Annotated in this window: 13 protein-coding genes and 3 tRNA genes; 9 read left to right on the forward strand and 7 right to left on the reverse strand. The window is 35.5% G+C overall.

The features are described from left to right. Positions 1 to 485 precede the first annotated feature (485 nt). Complete coding sequence (locus QMO11_RS13345; protein ID WP_282037741.1) at positions 486 to 1,592, forward strand: hypothetical protein; 1,107 nt, start codon at positions 486 to 488, stop codon at positions 1,590 to 1,592. A 304-nt stretch (positions 1,593 to 1,896) separates the two neighbouring features. Then, positions 1,897 to 3,120: a phosphoserine phosphatase SerB gene (gene serB, locus QMO11_RS13350; protein WP_075603687.1), complete on the forward strand. Its 1,224-nt coding sequence runs from the start codon at positions 1,897 to 1,899 to the stop codon at positions 3,118 to 3,120. A gap of 137 nt (positions 3,121 to 3,257) precedes the next feature. On the opposite strand, the gene QMO11_RS13355 is transcribed toward serB, so the two are convergent. Continuing rightward, on the reverse strand, positions 3,258 to 4,409 hold the full coding sequence (locus tag QMO11_RS13355; RefSeq protein WP_282037742.1) for a THUMP domain-containing class I SAM-dependent RNA methyltransferase: 1,152 nt from the start codon (positions 4,407 to 4,409) through the stop codon (positions 3,258 to 3,260). Between the two features lie 308 nt (positions 4,410 to 4,717). On the opposite strand from QMO11_RS13355, the gene QMO11_RS13360 reads away from it, so the two are divergent. Beyond that, positions 4,718 to 5,221, forward strand: a complete 504-nt coding sequence (locus QMO11_RS13360) for a UpxY family transcription antiterminator (RefSeq protein ID WP_282037743.1) — start codon at positions 4,718 to 4,720, stop codon at positions 5,219 to 5,221. Positions 5,222 to 5,409: 188 nt separating this feature from the next. Here the strand turns inward: QMO11_RS13360 and QMO11_RS13365 are convergent, their stop codons facing one another. The 3 genes from QMO11_RS13365 to QMO11_RS13375 all read right to left on the reverse strand — a co-directional run bounded on the left by QMO11_RS13365 (position 5,410) and on the right by QMO11_RS13375 (position 7,781). Then, positions 5,410 to 6,003, reverse strand: coding sequence for a hypothetical protein (locus QMO11_RS13365; protein WP_282037744.1), 594 nt, complete (start codon positions 6,001 to 6,003; stop codon positions 5,410 to 5,412). 62 nt (positions 6,004 to 6,065) lie between these two features. After that, complete coding sequence (locus QMO11_RS13370; protein WP_282037745.1) at positions 6,066 to 6,587, reverse strand: FKBP-type peptidyl-prolyl cis-trans isomerase; 522 nt, start codon at positions 6,585 to 6,587, stop codon at positions 6,066 to 6,068. A 171-nt stretch (positions 6,588 to 6,758) separates the two neighbouring features. Continuing rightward, positions 6,759 to 7,781, reverse strand: a complete 1,023-nt coding sequence (locus tag QMO11_RS13375) for a DHH family phosphoesterase (RefSeq protein WP_282037746.1) — start codon at positions 7,779 to 7,781, stop codon at positions 6,759 to 6,761. Between the two features lie 261 nt (positions 7,782 to 8,042). On the opposite strand from QMO11_RS13375, the gene ndk reads away from it, so the two are divergent. Next, a complete protein-coding gene (ndk, locus tag QMO11_RS13380; RefSeq protein ID WP_075603681.1) occupies positions 8,043 to 8,462 on the forward strand; it encodes a nucleoside-diphosphate kinase in 420 nt (139 codons plus the stop codon). 87 nt (positions 8,463 to 8,549) lie between these two features. Here the strand turns inward: ndk and QMO11_RS13385 are convergent, their stop codons facing one another. Both QMO11_RS13385 and recF read right to left on the reverse strand, forming a co-directional pair. After that, positions 8,550 to 8,840: a DciA family protein gene (locus QMO11_RS13385; protein ID WP_075603680.1), complete on the reverse strand. Its 291-nt coding sequence runs from the start codon at positions 8,838 to 8,840 to the stop codon at positions 8,550 to 8,552. Positions 8,841 to 8,935: 95 nt separating this feature from the next. Continuing rightward, a complete protein-coding gene (gene recF / locus QMO11_RS13390) occupies positions 8,936 to 10,045 on the reverse strand; it encodes a DNA replication/repair protein RecF (RefSeq protein ID WP_282037747.1) in 1,110 nt (369 codons plus the stop codon). A 336-nt stretch (positions 10,046 to 10,381) separates the two neighbouring features. Between recF and QMO11_RS13395 the strand changes: the two genes are divergently transcribed. The 5 genes from QMO11_RS13395 to QMO11_RS13415 all read left to right on the forward strand — a co-directional run bounded on the left by QMO11_RS13395 (position 10,382) and on the right by QMO11_RS13415 (position 11,933). Further along, positions 10,382 to 11,071, forward strand: coding sequence for a tetratricopeptide repeat protein (locus QMO11_RS13395; RefSeq protein ID WP_075603773.1), 690 nt, complete (start codon positions 10,382 to 10,384; stop codon positions 11,069 to 11,071). A 79-nt stretch (positions 11,072 to 11,150) separates the two neighbouring features. Further along, the gene (gene ribH, locus QMO11_RS13400) at positions 11,151 to 11,645 is read left to right on the forward strand and encodes a 6,7-dimethyl-8-ribityllumazine synthase (RefSeq protein WP_075603678.1); all 495 of its coding nucleotides are present in this window, start codon (positions 11,151 to 11,153) and stop codon (positions 11,643 to 11,645) included. A 23-nt stretch (positions 11,646 to 11,668) separates the two neighbouring features. Next, positions 11,669 to 11,751: transfer RNA gene (locus tag QMO11_RS13405), tRNA-Tyr, on the forward strand. 18 nt (positions 11,752 to 11,769) lie between these two features. Next, positions 11,770 to 11,846: transfer RNA gene (locus QMO11_RS13410), tRNA-Thr, on the forward strand. A 14-nt stretch (positions 11,847 to 11,860) separates the two neighbouring features. Then, positions 11,861 to 11,933, forward strand: a tRNA-Gly gene (locus tag QMO11_RS13415). Between the two features lie 125 nt (positions 11,934 to 12,058). On the opposite strand, the gene QMO11_RS13420 is transcribed toward QMO11_RS13415, so the two are convergent. Continuing rightward, on the reverse strand, positions 12,059 to 13,468 hold the full coding sequence (locus tag QMO11_RS13420; RefSeq protein ID WP_282037748.1) for a family 16 glycosylhydrolase: 1,410 nt from the start codon (positions 13,466 to 13,468) through the stop codon (positions 12,059 to 12,061). Positions 13,469 to 13,507: the final 39 nt, after the last annotated feature.

The following is a 13,507-nucleotide window of genomic DNA, read 5'->3' on the forward strand; positions in this document are numbered from 1 at the left end:
AATTAAACCTTAAAGTCATCAACTTTGCAGATAAAATATAAAGCTGTCATTGGTAGGAACGAAGGAATCTCAAGGCGAGCTGCAAATCACTGCTGCCTTAAGCCTTCACTCTAGTGGCTAAATAAAACTGCCTTGAGACTGCTTCCTCTGTCGCAGTGACGCAATATAGTATTATGAACACGGAGACGCTGAGTTTATTGCTTTATAATCATTTACAGTTTTAAATACTGTTCGGCATTCCGAGGAACGAAGGAATCTTAAGGCGAGCTGCAAATCACTGCTGCCCTCAGCCCTCATTCTAATGGCTAAAAGCTAATCCCTAACAGCTAAAGCAAAGCGTCCTAAAACCTAAAAGTAACAAATTACACCATATATACGTCGCATAATCAAGCCCCTTGTTATTGTAATAATTACTATTATATTAACATTACGAAAACATTTTTAATACTAACCTATACCATAAATGGTACTTTATCAATCTACTTATGTTATCTTACCTACATGCATACGGATTACAAGTTCTATATAGAAAGAAACACAATTGGAAAAACGCCCCTGATACTTATTCGCCATTTGACTGCAATGGATGTTATGATGAATTTATGCAGCAAATGTTCAATTATGCCGATCGCATTTTGCTAGAAGAACAGCTTTGCAACATAATTCAAAAACTAATCTATAACCTTAAAGATTTACATAGCAATATAGGCAAAAGCGAGTGGTTGTTTCCTTATGATAAAAAAATGAGCGATAGCTTTAACAACGACCTGCACTTTTATTTGATGTTGAGCGCCATATTATGCAACTGTTACCACTTATTCTCGGGCTACATTAAAGCCAACAAATACCCCTCATTACAATTGTGCCTACCCAAGTTAAAAATCGCTAATAAAAGAATGAAACTTGTTTTTGGGCAACTACCACAATCTACTTGGCTTCATGGTCTTCAAACCAATATACTTAGCAATACTTATAAAGAGAAATACAAATTAGTACTCCTTGAAATTCAAAATAATACCAATAGCGAAATATTTACTAAACTATTCGATTACTTCCCCCAATCTTCAACGCGTTATGATGACAACTATTTAGAAAATAGCATTCAAGACTGGTTACTATCTCAAAAAGACAAGAACACAAATATAGAAGCACATCATTTATCCTTCTTAATTAAGATAAACCTTGTAAACAGCTCAAATATACAATCTTTTTTGCACGCCTATTTGAACGAAATAACAACACATTTAAGCAAAGACTTCTGGGAGATTGAGTTGGATCACTTCCAAACAAAAAATCATAAAAAACTAAGTTATTACGCAGATGTGTATACTTGCTACAAGTTACTCATTGCTAAAACAAAAAAGGTAAAGCATAATGGAAGAATGGAACTTGAGGGTAGAGTTAAAGATATTATGCTGGCACTCTATAATTTTAAAGAACAATTTTCGCCAACAATCAATGGGAAAGAAGATATGAATAGCCTTGTGCATCATATGTACAAATATATTTGTATCAAATCGCAGAACCGAAAAAAGATACTTGAAGAAGGTACTATACTCACCTATTTAAAAAATTTAAGTAGCGATTATTAGTTGTAGAGATTTGCAGCTTGGGGCTTAGGTGTTAGGGCTTAGGTGTTAGGTATTAGGTGTTAGCTACTAGTTATTAGATTCTACAATTCGCCTAGTAGCTAAAGCGAAGCGTCCCAAAGCGAAGCGTCCCAAAGCGAAGCGTCCTAAAGCGTAGCGTCCTAAAACCTAAAATCCTTACACCCCTATATCAACTAAAAAAACAACCACACTGTTAAAAAAAGTAAAAATACTGATATTTGATAGCTTTAAAAGGGCTTGGTAATAACGATTTGTTATTTTTGTTAATGAAAATATATTTTTACACATGGCTAATAATCGTGAAATAATCCTGGTTAATATATCAGGAGAAGATAAACCCGGCTTAACCTCCTCATTAACAGAAATATTATCAAATTATAATGTTCAAATATTAGATATTGGACAGGCTGTAATACATGATGACTTAGGACTAGGTATTTTATTTGAGGTACCGCAGGCCTACGAGTCAGCACCTATATTGAAAGACTTACTATTTAAGTCGTATGAGATAGGCGTTAAAATTAAATTTACGCCTATTAGCGAAGCGCGTTATAGTGAATGGGTAGGACACCAAGGAAAAGAGCGTTATATCATTACTTTATTGGCGCGCAAAATCACTGCCGAGCACTTGGCTAAGGTAACGCGAATAATATCGTCGCAACAATTGAATATTGATACTATCTCTCGTTTATCTGGTAGAATTGACTTAAATGCTGAAGAAGAAAGCAACAAAGCTGTTGTTGAGTTTTTTGTTAGAGGCACACCTATTGACGCTGAAATAATGAAGAGCGACTTTATGGAGTTGAGTCGTAAAATTGGTATTGATATTGCTTTTCAGGAAGACAATATATTCCGCAGAAACCGCCGTTTGGTGTGCTTCGATATGGATTCTACTTTAATACAAACTGAGGTAATTGATGAGTTGGCCGAGAGAGCTGGCGTAGGTGCTAAGGTTAAAAAAATTACTGAAGCAGCCATGCGTGGTGAGATCGACTTTAACGAGAGTTTCATCAAACGCGTATCACTATTAAAAGGTTTGGATGAAAAAGTGATGAAGGAAGTTGCTGAAAACTTACCTATCACTGAAGGTGCTGAACGCTTAATGAAAACCTTAAACACCTATGGCTATAAAACGGCCATTCTATCAGGAGGATTCAACTACTTCGGAAATTACCTGAAAGCTAAATTAGGTGTTGACTATGTGTTCTCTAATGAGCTTGAAATAAAGAAAGGTAAACTAACGGGCAAGCATGTGGGCGACATTGTTGATGGAGCACGTAAAGCTGAATTATTACGTTTATTAGCTTTTAAAGAAGATATTCACTTAGATCAGGTGATTGCTGTTGGCGATGGTTCAAACGACTTACCAATGCTTCAACTTGCAGGCTTAGGAATTGCTTTCCATGCTAAACCTAAAGTAAAAGCGGGGGCCGATAATTCAATTTCAACCATTGGCTTAGATGCAATATTATATATGCTAGGCTTTAGAGATAGAGAGATAAACTATTAAATGATAAGTGTTAAGTTATAAATGATAAACTGAGCTTAGCAAACTATTGTTAAGCGCCATGCTGTTATTTACAACTTATCATTTAACACTAATAAGTAACAATTAAAAAGGCTGCTCAATGAGCAGCCTTTGTTATCTTATCTAAACTTGATAATCTTAGGTAGTTTACCGTAGTTGATTTTATACTGATAAAATCCGCATTCTAAGGCACCGTTAAATAATTTCACTTTATCCGAAACCTCAATACCCAAGTTATTCAAGGCTTTGGTATCTGAACTTAATAACCAGGCATCATAACCCAAGAATTCATCTTGCAATTGATTACCGATCATTCTGTAAAAATCTTTAATATCCTTATCCTTCATTAAACGCTCACCATAAGGAGGATTTGTGATGATCATACCCTTAGGACGTTCAAGCTCTAGCTTCTCAAAAGCAGATACTTTGAAGTTAATATCTCTGTTAAAACGGAAACTCAATGCCGACTCACGGGCAATATCTAAGGCTCCCATATTTATATCACTTCCATAAATATGTAGGCGTGGATGCTCTACTTTCTCTTTTGCCTCTTCTACAATTTTATTCCATAGCTCTTTATTAAAGCTATTCCAAGTCATAAAACCAAAATTCTTTCTGTTTAATCCTGGGGCAAATTTCTTAGCAATCATAACAGCTTCCATCAAAATAGTACCTGAACCACACATTGGATCAACCAATGGTATTTTAGGATTCCAACCTGATAGTAATACCATACCGGCTGCCAATACTTCGTTTAATGGTGCTTTGTGTCCTTGCACTCGGTAACCACGTTTGTGAAGCGAGTCACCCGAACTATCTAATGAAACGGTAGCTTTATCTTTAGCCATATGAATGACCAAACGGATATCAGGATTCTCAACATCAACAGAAGGACGTATACCTGTTTTATCTCTAAACTGATCTACAATTGCATCTTTCATCTTTAAAGCTACAAATTGCGAGTGTGTAAAAATCTCAGAGAATACAACCGGGTCAATGGCTAAAGTTTGTTTGTTAGTCATTAAAGTTGACCAATCAAACTTCTGAACCTCGTCATATAGTTCCTGATCATTCTTTGCTTTAAATTCAAAAAGAGGTTGGAGGATTCTGATTGCTGTACGTAGGTGCAAATTTGCTTTGTACATGACTTCTAAATCTCCTTCAAATTCAACAGCTCTATTCACTTTCTTGATATTTAGAGCGCCAATTTCATTAAGTTCATTAGCTAAAACCTCTTCTAGCCCATGAAATGTTTTTGCAATCAGTTTCAATATTTTATTTCTTTAGTTGATAATAGTGAAGAGAAACGTTCTTCTCTTATACGCCGCGAAGTTAATGCTATTTGAATTTTATACAAAGGAATTAAAACAAAAGTCAATTATGAATGCCGATTAATCTGAAAACAAATAAATATTAGTGAAGATTAAGAACATAATATTTATACATCTCGACTAGCTCATCTCACATTTTTTACGAATGCCTAAAAACGCACCATGAGTACACCTATTCTGTAAATTTTGTCATTGTTTATAATTATATTAAGTACTATTTTTGCAATCCACCAAACATTAAAATTATTGTGAGTAATAACAATTCAGATTCGATCTGGTATGCCCTATATACCAAATCGAGAGCAGAAAAAAAGGTTTCTGAAGACCTTAATAAGAAAGGTATAAGAAACTATTTGCCTTTAAGAAGAGAATTACGCAAATGGAGCGACAGAAAAAAATGGGTTGAGACTCCCGCAATTAGTTCTTACATCTTTATAAATATTTCCCCAGAGCAGTACAACTGGGTTTTTGAAATAAATGGAGTTGTGGCCTATGTTGCACATAATGGCAGAGCAGTTACTATACCTGATAATCAGATTAAGGCCATGCAACAGACCATTGAGAATAAGATTGCCTTTGATGTTGAATCTAACGCAATTACTAAAGGTAAAGAAATTACCATTAGCTCGGGTCCCCTAATTGGCGTAAAAGGCATTGTGAAGAAAGTGAAAGGAAACCGCAAGTTATATATTGATATCTCAAATATAGGCTACTCGCTTGTAATTGATATGGAAGATGTAGAAGTTGAGTAGGCCTTAGTTTTTATCACTAATTACTATTTAAAATAGCAGGTAGTTTGAAGACTGCAATCAGTAGTCGTTCAAGCAGCACAAACTCCATTAGTGAGTGATATTTAACAAAAAAACACTTATACCATCAAAAAAAATCCTCAAGCTAAATTTAGCTTGAGGATTTTTTATATAATATTTTATTATCCCGCTTAACGAGGGTCTACATAGGTTAATTCCACTTCGTACATACGAGAAATATAGTCATTTAATCCTACTAAGGTAGATGGCATAATTACCGTACTTTTGCCATTCAAACGCATATTGGTTACCGCAGCAGCAACACCTTCAGGAATACCTCTTTGGGCTAGTGTGCTTGTTGATTCTCCTATTGTAAAAACTGCAGGATCAGCAGATCCCCAATTGCTAGACCATCCACCTGCTACAGGTTGCTCTAATGTATCTCTTAATATTCTGTACTCAACAAATCTATATCCCACTTCTTGACCTTGTATAGGTCTATCGCCCGTACCTGTTTCCATTTCAAAGTACGCAATACCAGTCATATCATTAACATTTAAAAAGTCAATAGTATCGACAGCTACCTTAGCCAAATAATCGCGATTCCCTAACAAATCAGGATTATGATCTCCATCGTCTACAAACTCAAGAAACTCCCCTAATAAAAGAGACTCTTTCTCAAGCAACTGACGCGGACTTTCTATTGTTGTGGTACTACAAGCCATGCTGCCCATTAAAAGGGTAAACAAAAGTAACTTGTTAATAATATTGTTATATCTGAACATATTCGTTTTTTATAATAATTGCAAAGAAAGTACTTTATTAATTTTTATCAAAAAAAAGTGATCTATTCTTTGAGCTCTAGCACTTCAACATGGTATATAATCGTTGCTCGCGGTGGTATTTCGTCGTCATCACCAACTAAACCATGCGCCAAGTGAGGTGGCATAATAAATTGGGCTTTAGATCCTTTACGCAACAACAACACCCCTTCTTCAAGGCCAGATTCAACACCACCTTGTCCTACTTTAAATTCTTTATTTCCATCTTCTTTAGAAGCATACACCCGAGTACCATCGAGCAAAGACACATCATACGACAAACGTATAATATTTCCTTTTTTCACCAAAGCACCATTTCCTTCATCATCAATTTTATACCATAAACCAGTTTGGGTTTCAGTAAAGTCAAGCTCGTGCCTTTCTAAATAGCTCTTGATAGCAGCAGCATCCTGCCCCACCATATATCGATTAGCCGATATTAAATCTTCGGTAGTAATCCTTTGTTTTTTAGCACGTTCCTTTTTCTGCGTTTTACACGATGTAAATACAAGCAATAATAAAAAGGGAACGATCAGTGATTTTAGCATATCGATATTTTTGGTTTAATTAAACTATAGATGATTCGATTTGTGATTATAGATATTACTTATACAAGCTATTTAGTTTGATAGTATATGAAGAAGTAAAATACGCTATAAAACATTACACGTTTTACTTCTGCTATTTACTAAAAACTAGTGACTAAACTATACAAGCACCTATGCTTTTATAAAATCTTGATAAAACTTAGGGAATTCAGAGAGAAAACGTTTTAACGAGCCCTCCATATCAAAATCAGACCTACCCCCTGCTGCATTTCTATGTCCTCCTCCATTAAAAAATAGTTCAGAGAACTTATTTACTGGAAAATCGCCTTGCGAGCGGAATGAACATTTTATTTGTTCATCCTTCTCCATAAAAAAGGCAGAAGCATTAATCCCTTCAATACTCAATGGATAGTTTACAAACCCTTCGGTGTCTCCTGGTTGAAAATTATATTTTTCTAACTCTTCTTTAGTTAACCATAAATAGGCCACTTTGCACTCAGGTATTAGGGTGACCTTTTCACTCAATACATAACCCAGTAATCTCATCCTGTTAAAGGAATTACTCTGAAATAATAATTGGTGCACCTTATCTTTATCAATACCAATCTCTATCAAATCGGCAACCGTTCTATAGGTATCTGGGTTAGAAGAATTGTAGTTTAACGAACCTGTGTCCGTCATTATCCCCGTATAAAAGCACTCCGCAGCATTAGAATCAATATATTGACTCCAGCCTGATAATTTAAGCACATTACAGGCCAATTCGCATGTGGAAGATGCGGCCGTTACACTTATCATCACATCAGCAATTTCATCGGGATAAGGATGATGGTCAATCATAATTGAGGGTAGTTGAAGATTAGCAATGAAGCCTTCCATTGTTTCCCCAACCCTTTTATAGGCGTTAAAATCTAAATAAATAAGCAAATCTGATTCTGTTATTGTAGACTTTGCCTGATCTTCATTTTCTTCAAATACTACAATTTCATCTACACCATTAAGCCACGATAAAAACTTAGGAAAGGCCGTTGGTACAATAACTGAAGGCTTCTTACCTAAATTTTTCAAGGCATGCATTAATCCTAATGCCGATCCCATTGCATCACCATCAGGGTTTAAGTGAGGAATTATACTAATTGTATTTGCGGCTTCTATTTTAGTTTTAAAAGCACTGATCAATTTCTCCGATACCATATTTTAAACTTTGGACTTGCAAAGATATTCTATTTTATAAATTCTACTTAAGAATACTTCAATTAGCTTATTCTTTTTATTTTTTATGAAAACTTATGTTTGAGATCAGCTAAAATATCACTATTATGTAGTCTCGTTTTATGCAACTCACAATAGCGATCGCTCAAATATTGATGAGTTAAATCATAATAACAAACGAAAACCTTTTCGGATACCTAATAGTTACTAAAGGAGATTTATTAAATACTAAAAAAACAATATATGGCTGCTGATAAAACATTAACTATTATTAAACCCTACGCTGTTAAAAAGAGAAACTTAGGAGCTATTTTGGCTAAAATTGAAGAATCGGGTTTTCGATTCTGTGCCATAAAAACACTGCAATTGAATAAGCAGGATGCAGAAGCGTTTTATATAGAACACAAAGATCGTCCTTTTTATGATGAACTTACCGATTTTATGTCATCAGGGCCTGTAACTGCAGCGATACTTGAAAAGGAAAATGCCGTTGAAGACTTTAGGTTTTTAATTGGTGCTACCGACCCCTCTGAAGCCAAAGAAGGAACCATACGTAAAATGTTTGCTACAGATAAGGCACATAATGCCATTCATGGTTCGGATAGTGATGAAAGTGCAGAACGCGAGTGTGATTTTTTCTTTAGTAAAAGAGAACGATTGTAGATATAGTCAGTAGAGGTTTAGCTATTAGTCGGTAGTGATTCTATTTAAAAAATATTCAATACTGACTGAAAACTGGAAACTGCTTACTTATTGAATTACCACATCCATTACAATATGATGCCCTACATGATTATTTAGGGCATCTGCTATTTTTGAGCGTATCATCATTAGCTCATTGCGCATTACACTTGAGTTAATTTTAACATACAGAATCCCATTATTAATACTCACATGTGTAGTAGCACGTGCTACTGTTTTACCAATAACTGCCTCCCAAGAATTTACCACTCTGTTTTCAATCAATCCCTGATCAAGGTGTTCCTCGTGTAAAAACTGCTTAATAATATCACGTATGGGTTGCGCTTCTTTCTTCTTCATATGGTATATATAATGTATTGATTCAACAATACTTCCTTAATTCTATTATTTAAATACTAATTGCGGCTCACAAAATTCGACAGACTATGGCCGACTTACTGCTGATGAACTGCTACTTCGCCTTCTGATACCGTAAACACTCTACTCTCTTTGTTCAGCTGTTTTAATATAGGCTCTATCCTATTTAGCTGAGTATCTGTAATAAAAATTTGCTTAAAATGATCTCCTCCCACCAATTCTATTAATCGGTCGCCACGCTCTGAGTCTAACTTATCAAAAATATCATCCAACAACAAAAGTGGCTTTACCTTTTTATGATCGGATAAAAAACGGAACTGTCCCAATTTAAGTGCAATTAAAAAGGTTTTTCGTTGACCTTGCGATCCGACTTTCTTAATAGCGTAATCATCTATTTTAAACACTACATCATCGCGATGTATTCCTTTGCTGGTATAACCTAAAATTAAATCCTTCTGCCTACTCTCTTTCAAATCCTCCTCAAAAGTATCACTTTTTAAATGCGATTTGTAATTGAAGCTAACAATCTCTTTATTGCTAGATATGTATTGATAATACTCTTGAAATATAGGATTTAAATCGTTTAAGAAATCCTGGCGTGCCTTTACAATTTTATAAGCTAGGTGCATCATCTGGTAATCCCAAACATCTAACATAGAATGTACCTCATCGCTTATGTGCGTTTTCGACTTCAGAAAAGAGTTACGCTGTGCCAATAGCTTATTATAGTTAATTAAATAATCTAAATACGATTTATCGTACTGAGAAATAACTGTATCCAGATACTTTCGTCGAGCCTCTCCTCCTTCAGTAATCAGCGATTCATCCTGCGGAGCAATCATAACCAAAGGCAATAAGCCAATGTGATTAGATAGTTTGGTGTATTCTTTTTTATTTCGCTTAAACTGTTTTTTCTGGCCTTTTTTAATGCCACAATACACATGCTCCTCCTGATGGTTTATTTCATATGAAGCTTGCACTACGAAGAAATCCCCCTCATGCTTTATATTTTGGCTATCGGCCGGATTAAAATAACTTTTACAAAACGACATATAATATATAGCATCCAGCAAATTGGTTTTACCTGCTCCATTATGTCCAACAAAACAATTGATCCCCTCAACTAAATCGAGCTGAGCTAATGAGATATTTTTGAAATTGATAAGATGGAGATTCTTTAAATACATAATTATACCTGTTTTGCGTTGGCAAAATTAATTAAACATTAATGATATTAAGGCTGCCAAATAAAATAGATGTAACTTTTTGATGGATAAAAAACAGCACACCTACTACCATACTAAAATACAGCTCATTATAATGTTGTTTAAATTTTAAAGAGCGCTAAATAATTTAAATCCCAGAGTTCGGTGATATAAAAGCGTTTTATAACACATATCTGTAACCACTAGATTTAAAAGAATTCTCTATTTTAGCCAAAATAAGTCGAAATAATTACGATGTCTTATTTTGATTTTTTAGTAAAAGAATTACATTTGCGAATCAATAATAATAAAGAATTCATGTCGAAAGAAAAAGAATACGCTACGGAAGCAAGCATGGAGAATGTGGAACATGCTTTAAGTACAACGGAACAATTTATTGAAGACAACCAAAAAACCCTTACTATAATAATGTTTGCTATTATTATAGTAGTTGGAGGTTACTGGGCAACAAAGAAGTTATATATTCAACCGCAAGAAAATGAAGCACAAAACGCAATGTTTTTTGCTCAAAACTATTTTGAGAAAGATAGTTTCAACCTAGCTTTAAATGGCGATGGAATGAACCAAGGTTTTTTAGATATAGCTGAAGGATACTCTTTAACTAAGTCTTCAAAACTAGCTAAATACTACGCTGGTGTTTCTTACCTTAACTTAGGTAATTTTGACGAGGCTATTGATTATTTAGAAGGTTTCTCGTGCGGAGATGAAGTAATTAACGCAATGGGTAAAGGTGCTTTAGCAGATGCTTATCTTGAAAAAGGAAACACATCTAAAGCAATTAGCAACTACAGCAGTGCTGCAAAAATTGGAAATGCTGTTGTGGCTCCAGCTTACTTGTTAAAACTAGGATTAGTTTACGAGGATGCTAAAGAATACAACAAAGCTCTTGAGGCCTACACTAGAATCAAAACTGATTTTAAAGCTAGCGCTGAAGCAAGAAGCATTGATAAATATATTACTAGAGCTGATTTACTAAGCAAAAAGTAATTTATTACATAAAAGATATTAGAAAGAGCTTGCCAATATTGGTAAGCTCTTTTATTTTTGTAGCAAAATAAAAAGCAATATGGCAACTAGTTTAAAAAACTTATCGGACTACGATAAAAGCAAAATGCCTTCGGCTGCTAACATGAAATTTGGGATTGTTGTATCTGAATGGAACGAAGAAATCACTGAAGCCTTATATGAAGGCGCATATAATACTTTAATTGAGAATGGAGCTAAGGCTGATAACATTGTAAAAAAGTACGTTCCTGGAACGTTTGAGCTTACAATGGGCGGTAAACTATTAGCTGAAAATACCGATGTGGATGCTGTAATTTGCTTGGGTTGTGTAATACAAGGAGACACGCCTCATTTCGATTTTGTATGTAATGGCGTTACTCAAGGTATTACTCAATTAAATTTAGATTATAATATACCTTTTATTTTTGGTGTAATCACAACTCTTAACATGCAGCAAGCCAAGGACAGAGCAGGTGGAGTGCACGGAAACAAAGGGGATGAAGGGGCAATTACCGCAATAAAAATGGTGGAAATGGCTTGCAGTTTGAAAAAGTAATTTCTATATTTGCACCCGCTTTAGGGCAGATACCAAAGCGGCCAACTGGGACGGACTGTAACTCCGTTGTCTTTCGACTTCGCAGGTTCGAATCCTGCTCTGCCCACACTAAAGTAATAATGTTGCCAATGTAGCTCAGCTGGCTAGAGCAGCTGATTTGTAATCAGCAGGTCGTGGGTTCGAGTCCCTCCATTGGCTCCAGAAAATATTGAATTGCGAAAGTAGCTCAGCTGATAGAGCATTAGCCTTCCAAGCTAAGGGTCGCGGGTTTGATCCCCGTCTTTCGCTCAAATAAAAGCCAATTGAAAATTTTTCAATTGGCTTTTTTATTTCCCACATTTTGGCGCAAAAAATATGCCTTGCATCACATAGACACAAGGCATTATTTAAAAGCATTTGCTATTCTATCTAAACTATTTTCTTACTTCTGGAGTATTATCAAATTCAAACTTAATATCATCAATATAAAAGAGGTTATTGGTGCCTGATACATGCTGATTACTTACTTGGATTCTTAAGCGATCGCCATCTTTAATATTTGCATCTGAAGCCTTATTTCTTTTAAAGTTCTTTTTTAGGGTAAGCCATTTCCCCTTTTTTACCTTACTGATGTCAAAGTCGAGCTTCAGCCATGGTTTATCAAGAATAAAGGATATCTGATCTACATTGGTATCCTCATCAATCCATATTTTAAAGGACAAAGTGTTAGCGCCGGCAGGCAAGTTCAAAGAACCCGCTGGCGAAGAAATGGTTTGATTTTTTGGAGCCTCCTTTGTTTGTAAATAGCGCAAACTTAGTTCACCACTTGCCGCCTTATCGTTTTTCATACGCCAAGAACTTGCACTTGGCGCCCACCAATTGGCACTGCGCCCACTGTAATAAAAAGGGCCTTCAAAGCCTAATGCATCAAAGTATGGACCATTCAATTCCTTTTGCCATACTCTTACATAGTCAATTTTATACTCCCCTGCATTATCAGCTAAATCTTGCATTGTTGGTAAACCGTACCACTCAAAAACCTCGGAATCAATCCAAAGCTCTTGGGCTGCATTATGGCGCCATTGATCCTTAGCCTCTAGCTCTTCTCGTGTGGCACTCTTTAATAATTCTCCATTAAAGTAAATATTGAAATAATCTTTATCCCACTCAAAACCGTACACATAATAATCTTGAGCAACCCTTACATCAAGTAGTTCTTCATTTTTCCATTGTTTATGGTCTTTTGCTTTATCAGGATCCCAACTAATTAAATTTGTACGATACTTACGCTCTAAGGTCTCTGGCTTATTTTTAGGATTTCCGATAGGTCGCTTGCCATAATTTTCTGTCATATCAATTTCCGACTGATATCCTGTTGTCCAAAAAGCACAAGTAACGGGTGCATCTGCAGCTTTACAGCGAATTTCCATATAGCCATACTTGAAGAAACGCTCACTCATGATACAGGCTTGCGTTATATTCTCGTATTTAACTACCTTGCCATCCTCATTTTTATGCGAACTTGCTGCAAAATCAAAATCAGGCTCCCATTGAGAAGTTAGTATCAACTCACCACCTTCGACTCTCACATTATGCGGGGCAAACTGAGCAGGAGCTCTCCCCTTCCACTTGGCACGATAATCTCCATTTTCGCCTAATATCCACCATTTAGTCTTGTCAAGCTCTGTGCCATTAAATTCGTCACTAACATACTTATTTAACTGCCAACCACCTTCGTTATTTGGGTCGGATGCGGGGAATGGCTGTGCTCCGATCACACTACTGATTAAAATAAAGCCTAGAATAAGGGTACTTATCCTAGAATAAAAATATGCGTTTATCATTGAAATATTATTTTACTATTAATACTGCAACGAAAGTAA

Origin of the sequence: Saccharicrinis aurantiacus (genome assembly GCF_947489045.1) — a bacterium.
In the GTDB taxonomy this organism is placed as follows: domain Bacteria; phylum Bacteroidota; class Bacteroidia; order Bacteroidales; family Marinilabiliaceae; genus Saccharicrinis; species Saccharicrinis aurantiacus.

Excerpts from the sequence above, each read along its gene's own strand:
- QMO11_RS13345 (WP_282037741.1), top strand. The coding sequence starts at position 486 with ATGTTATCTTACCTACATGCATACGGATTACAAGTTCTATATAGAAAG.
- serB (WP_075603687.1), top strand. The coding sequence starts at position 1,897 with ATGGCTAATAATCGTGAAATAATCCTGGTTAATATATCAGGAGAAGAT.
- QMO11_RS13365 (WP_282037744.1), bottom strand. The coding sequence starts at position 6,003 with ATGTTCAGATATAACAATATTATTAACAAGTTACTTTTGTTTACCCTT.
- QMO11_RS13370 (WP_282037745.1), bottom strand. The coding sequence starts at position 6,587 with ATGCTAAAATCACTGATCGTTCCCTTTTTATTATTGCTTGTATTTACA.
- QMO11_RS13375 (WP_282037746.1), bottom strand. The coding sequence starts at position 7,781 with ATGGTATCGGAGAAATTGATCAGTGCTTTTAAAACTAAAATAGAAGCC.
- ndk (WP_075603681.1), top strand. The coding sequence starts at position 8,043 with ATGGCTGCTGATAAAACATTAACTATTATTAAACCCTACGCTGTTAAA.
- QMO11_RS13385 (WP_075603680.1), bottom strand. The coding sequence starts at position 8,840 with ATGAAGAAGAAAGAAGCGCAACCCATACGTGATATTATTAAGCAGTTT.
- recF (WP_282037747.1), bottom strand. The coding sequence starts at position 10,045 with ATGTATTTAAAGAATCTCCATCTTATCAATTTCAAAAATATCTCATTA.
- QMO11_RS13395 (WP_075603773.1), top strand. The coding sequence starts at position 10,382 with ATGTCGAAAGAAAAAGAATACGCTACGGAAGCAAGCATGGAGAATGTG.
- ribH (WP_075603678.1), top strand. The coding sequence starts at position 11,151 with ATGGCAACTAGTTTAAAAAACTTATCGGACTACGATAAAAGCAAAATG.
- QMO11_RS13420 (WP_282037748.1), bottom strand. The coding sequence starts at position 13,468 with ATGATAAACGCATATTTTTATTCTAGGATAAGTACCCTTATTCTAGGC.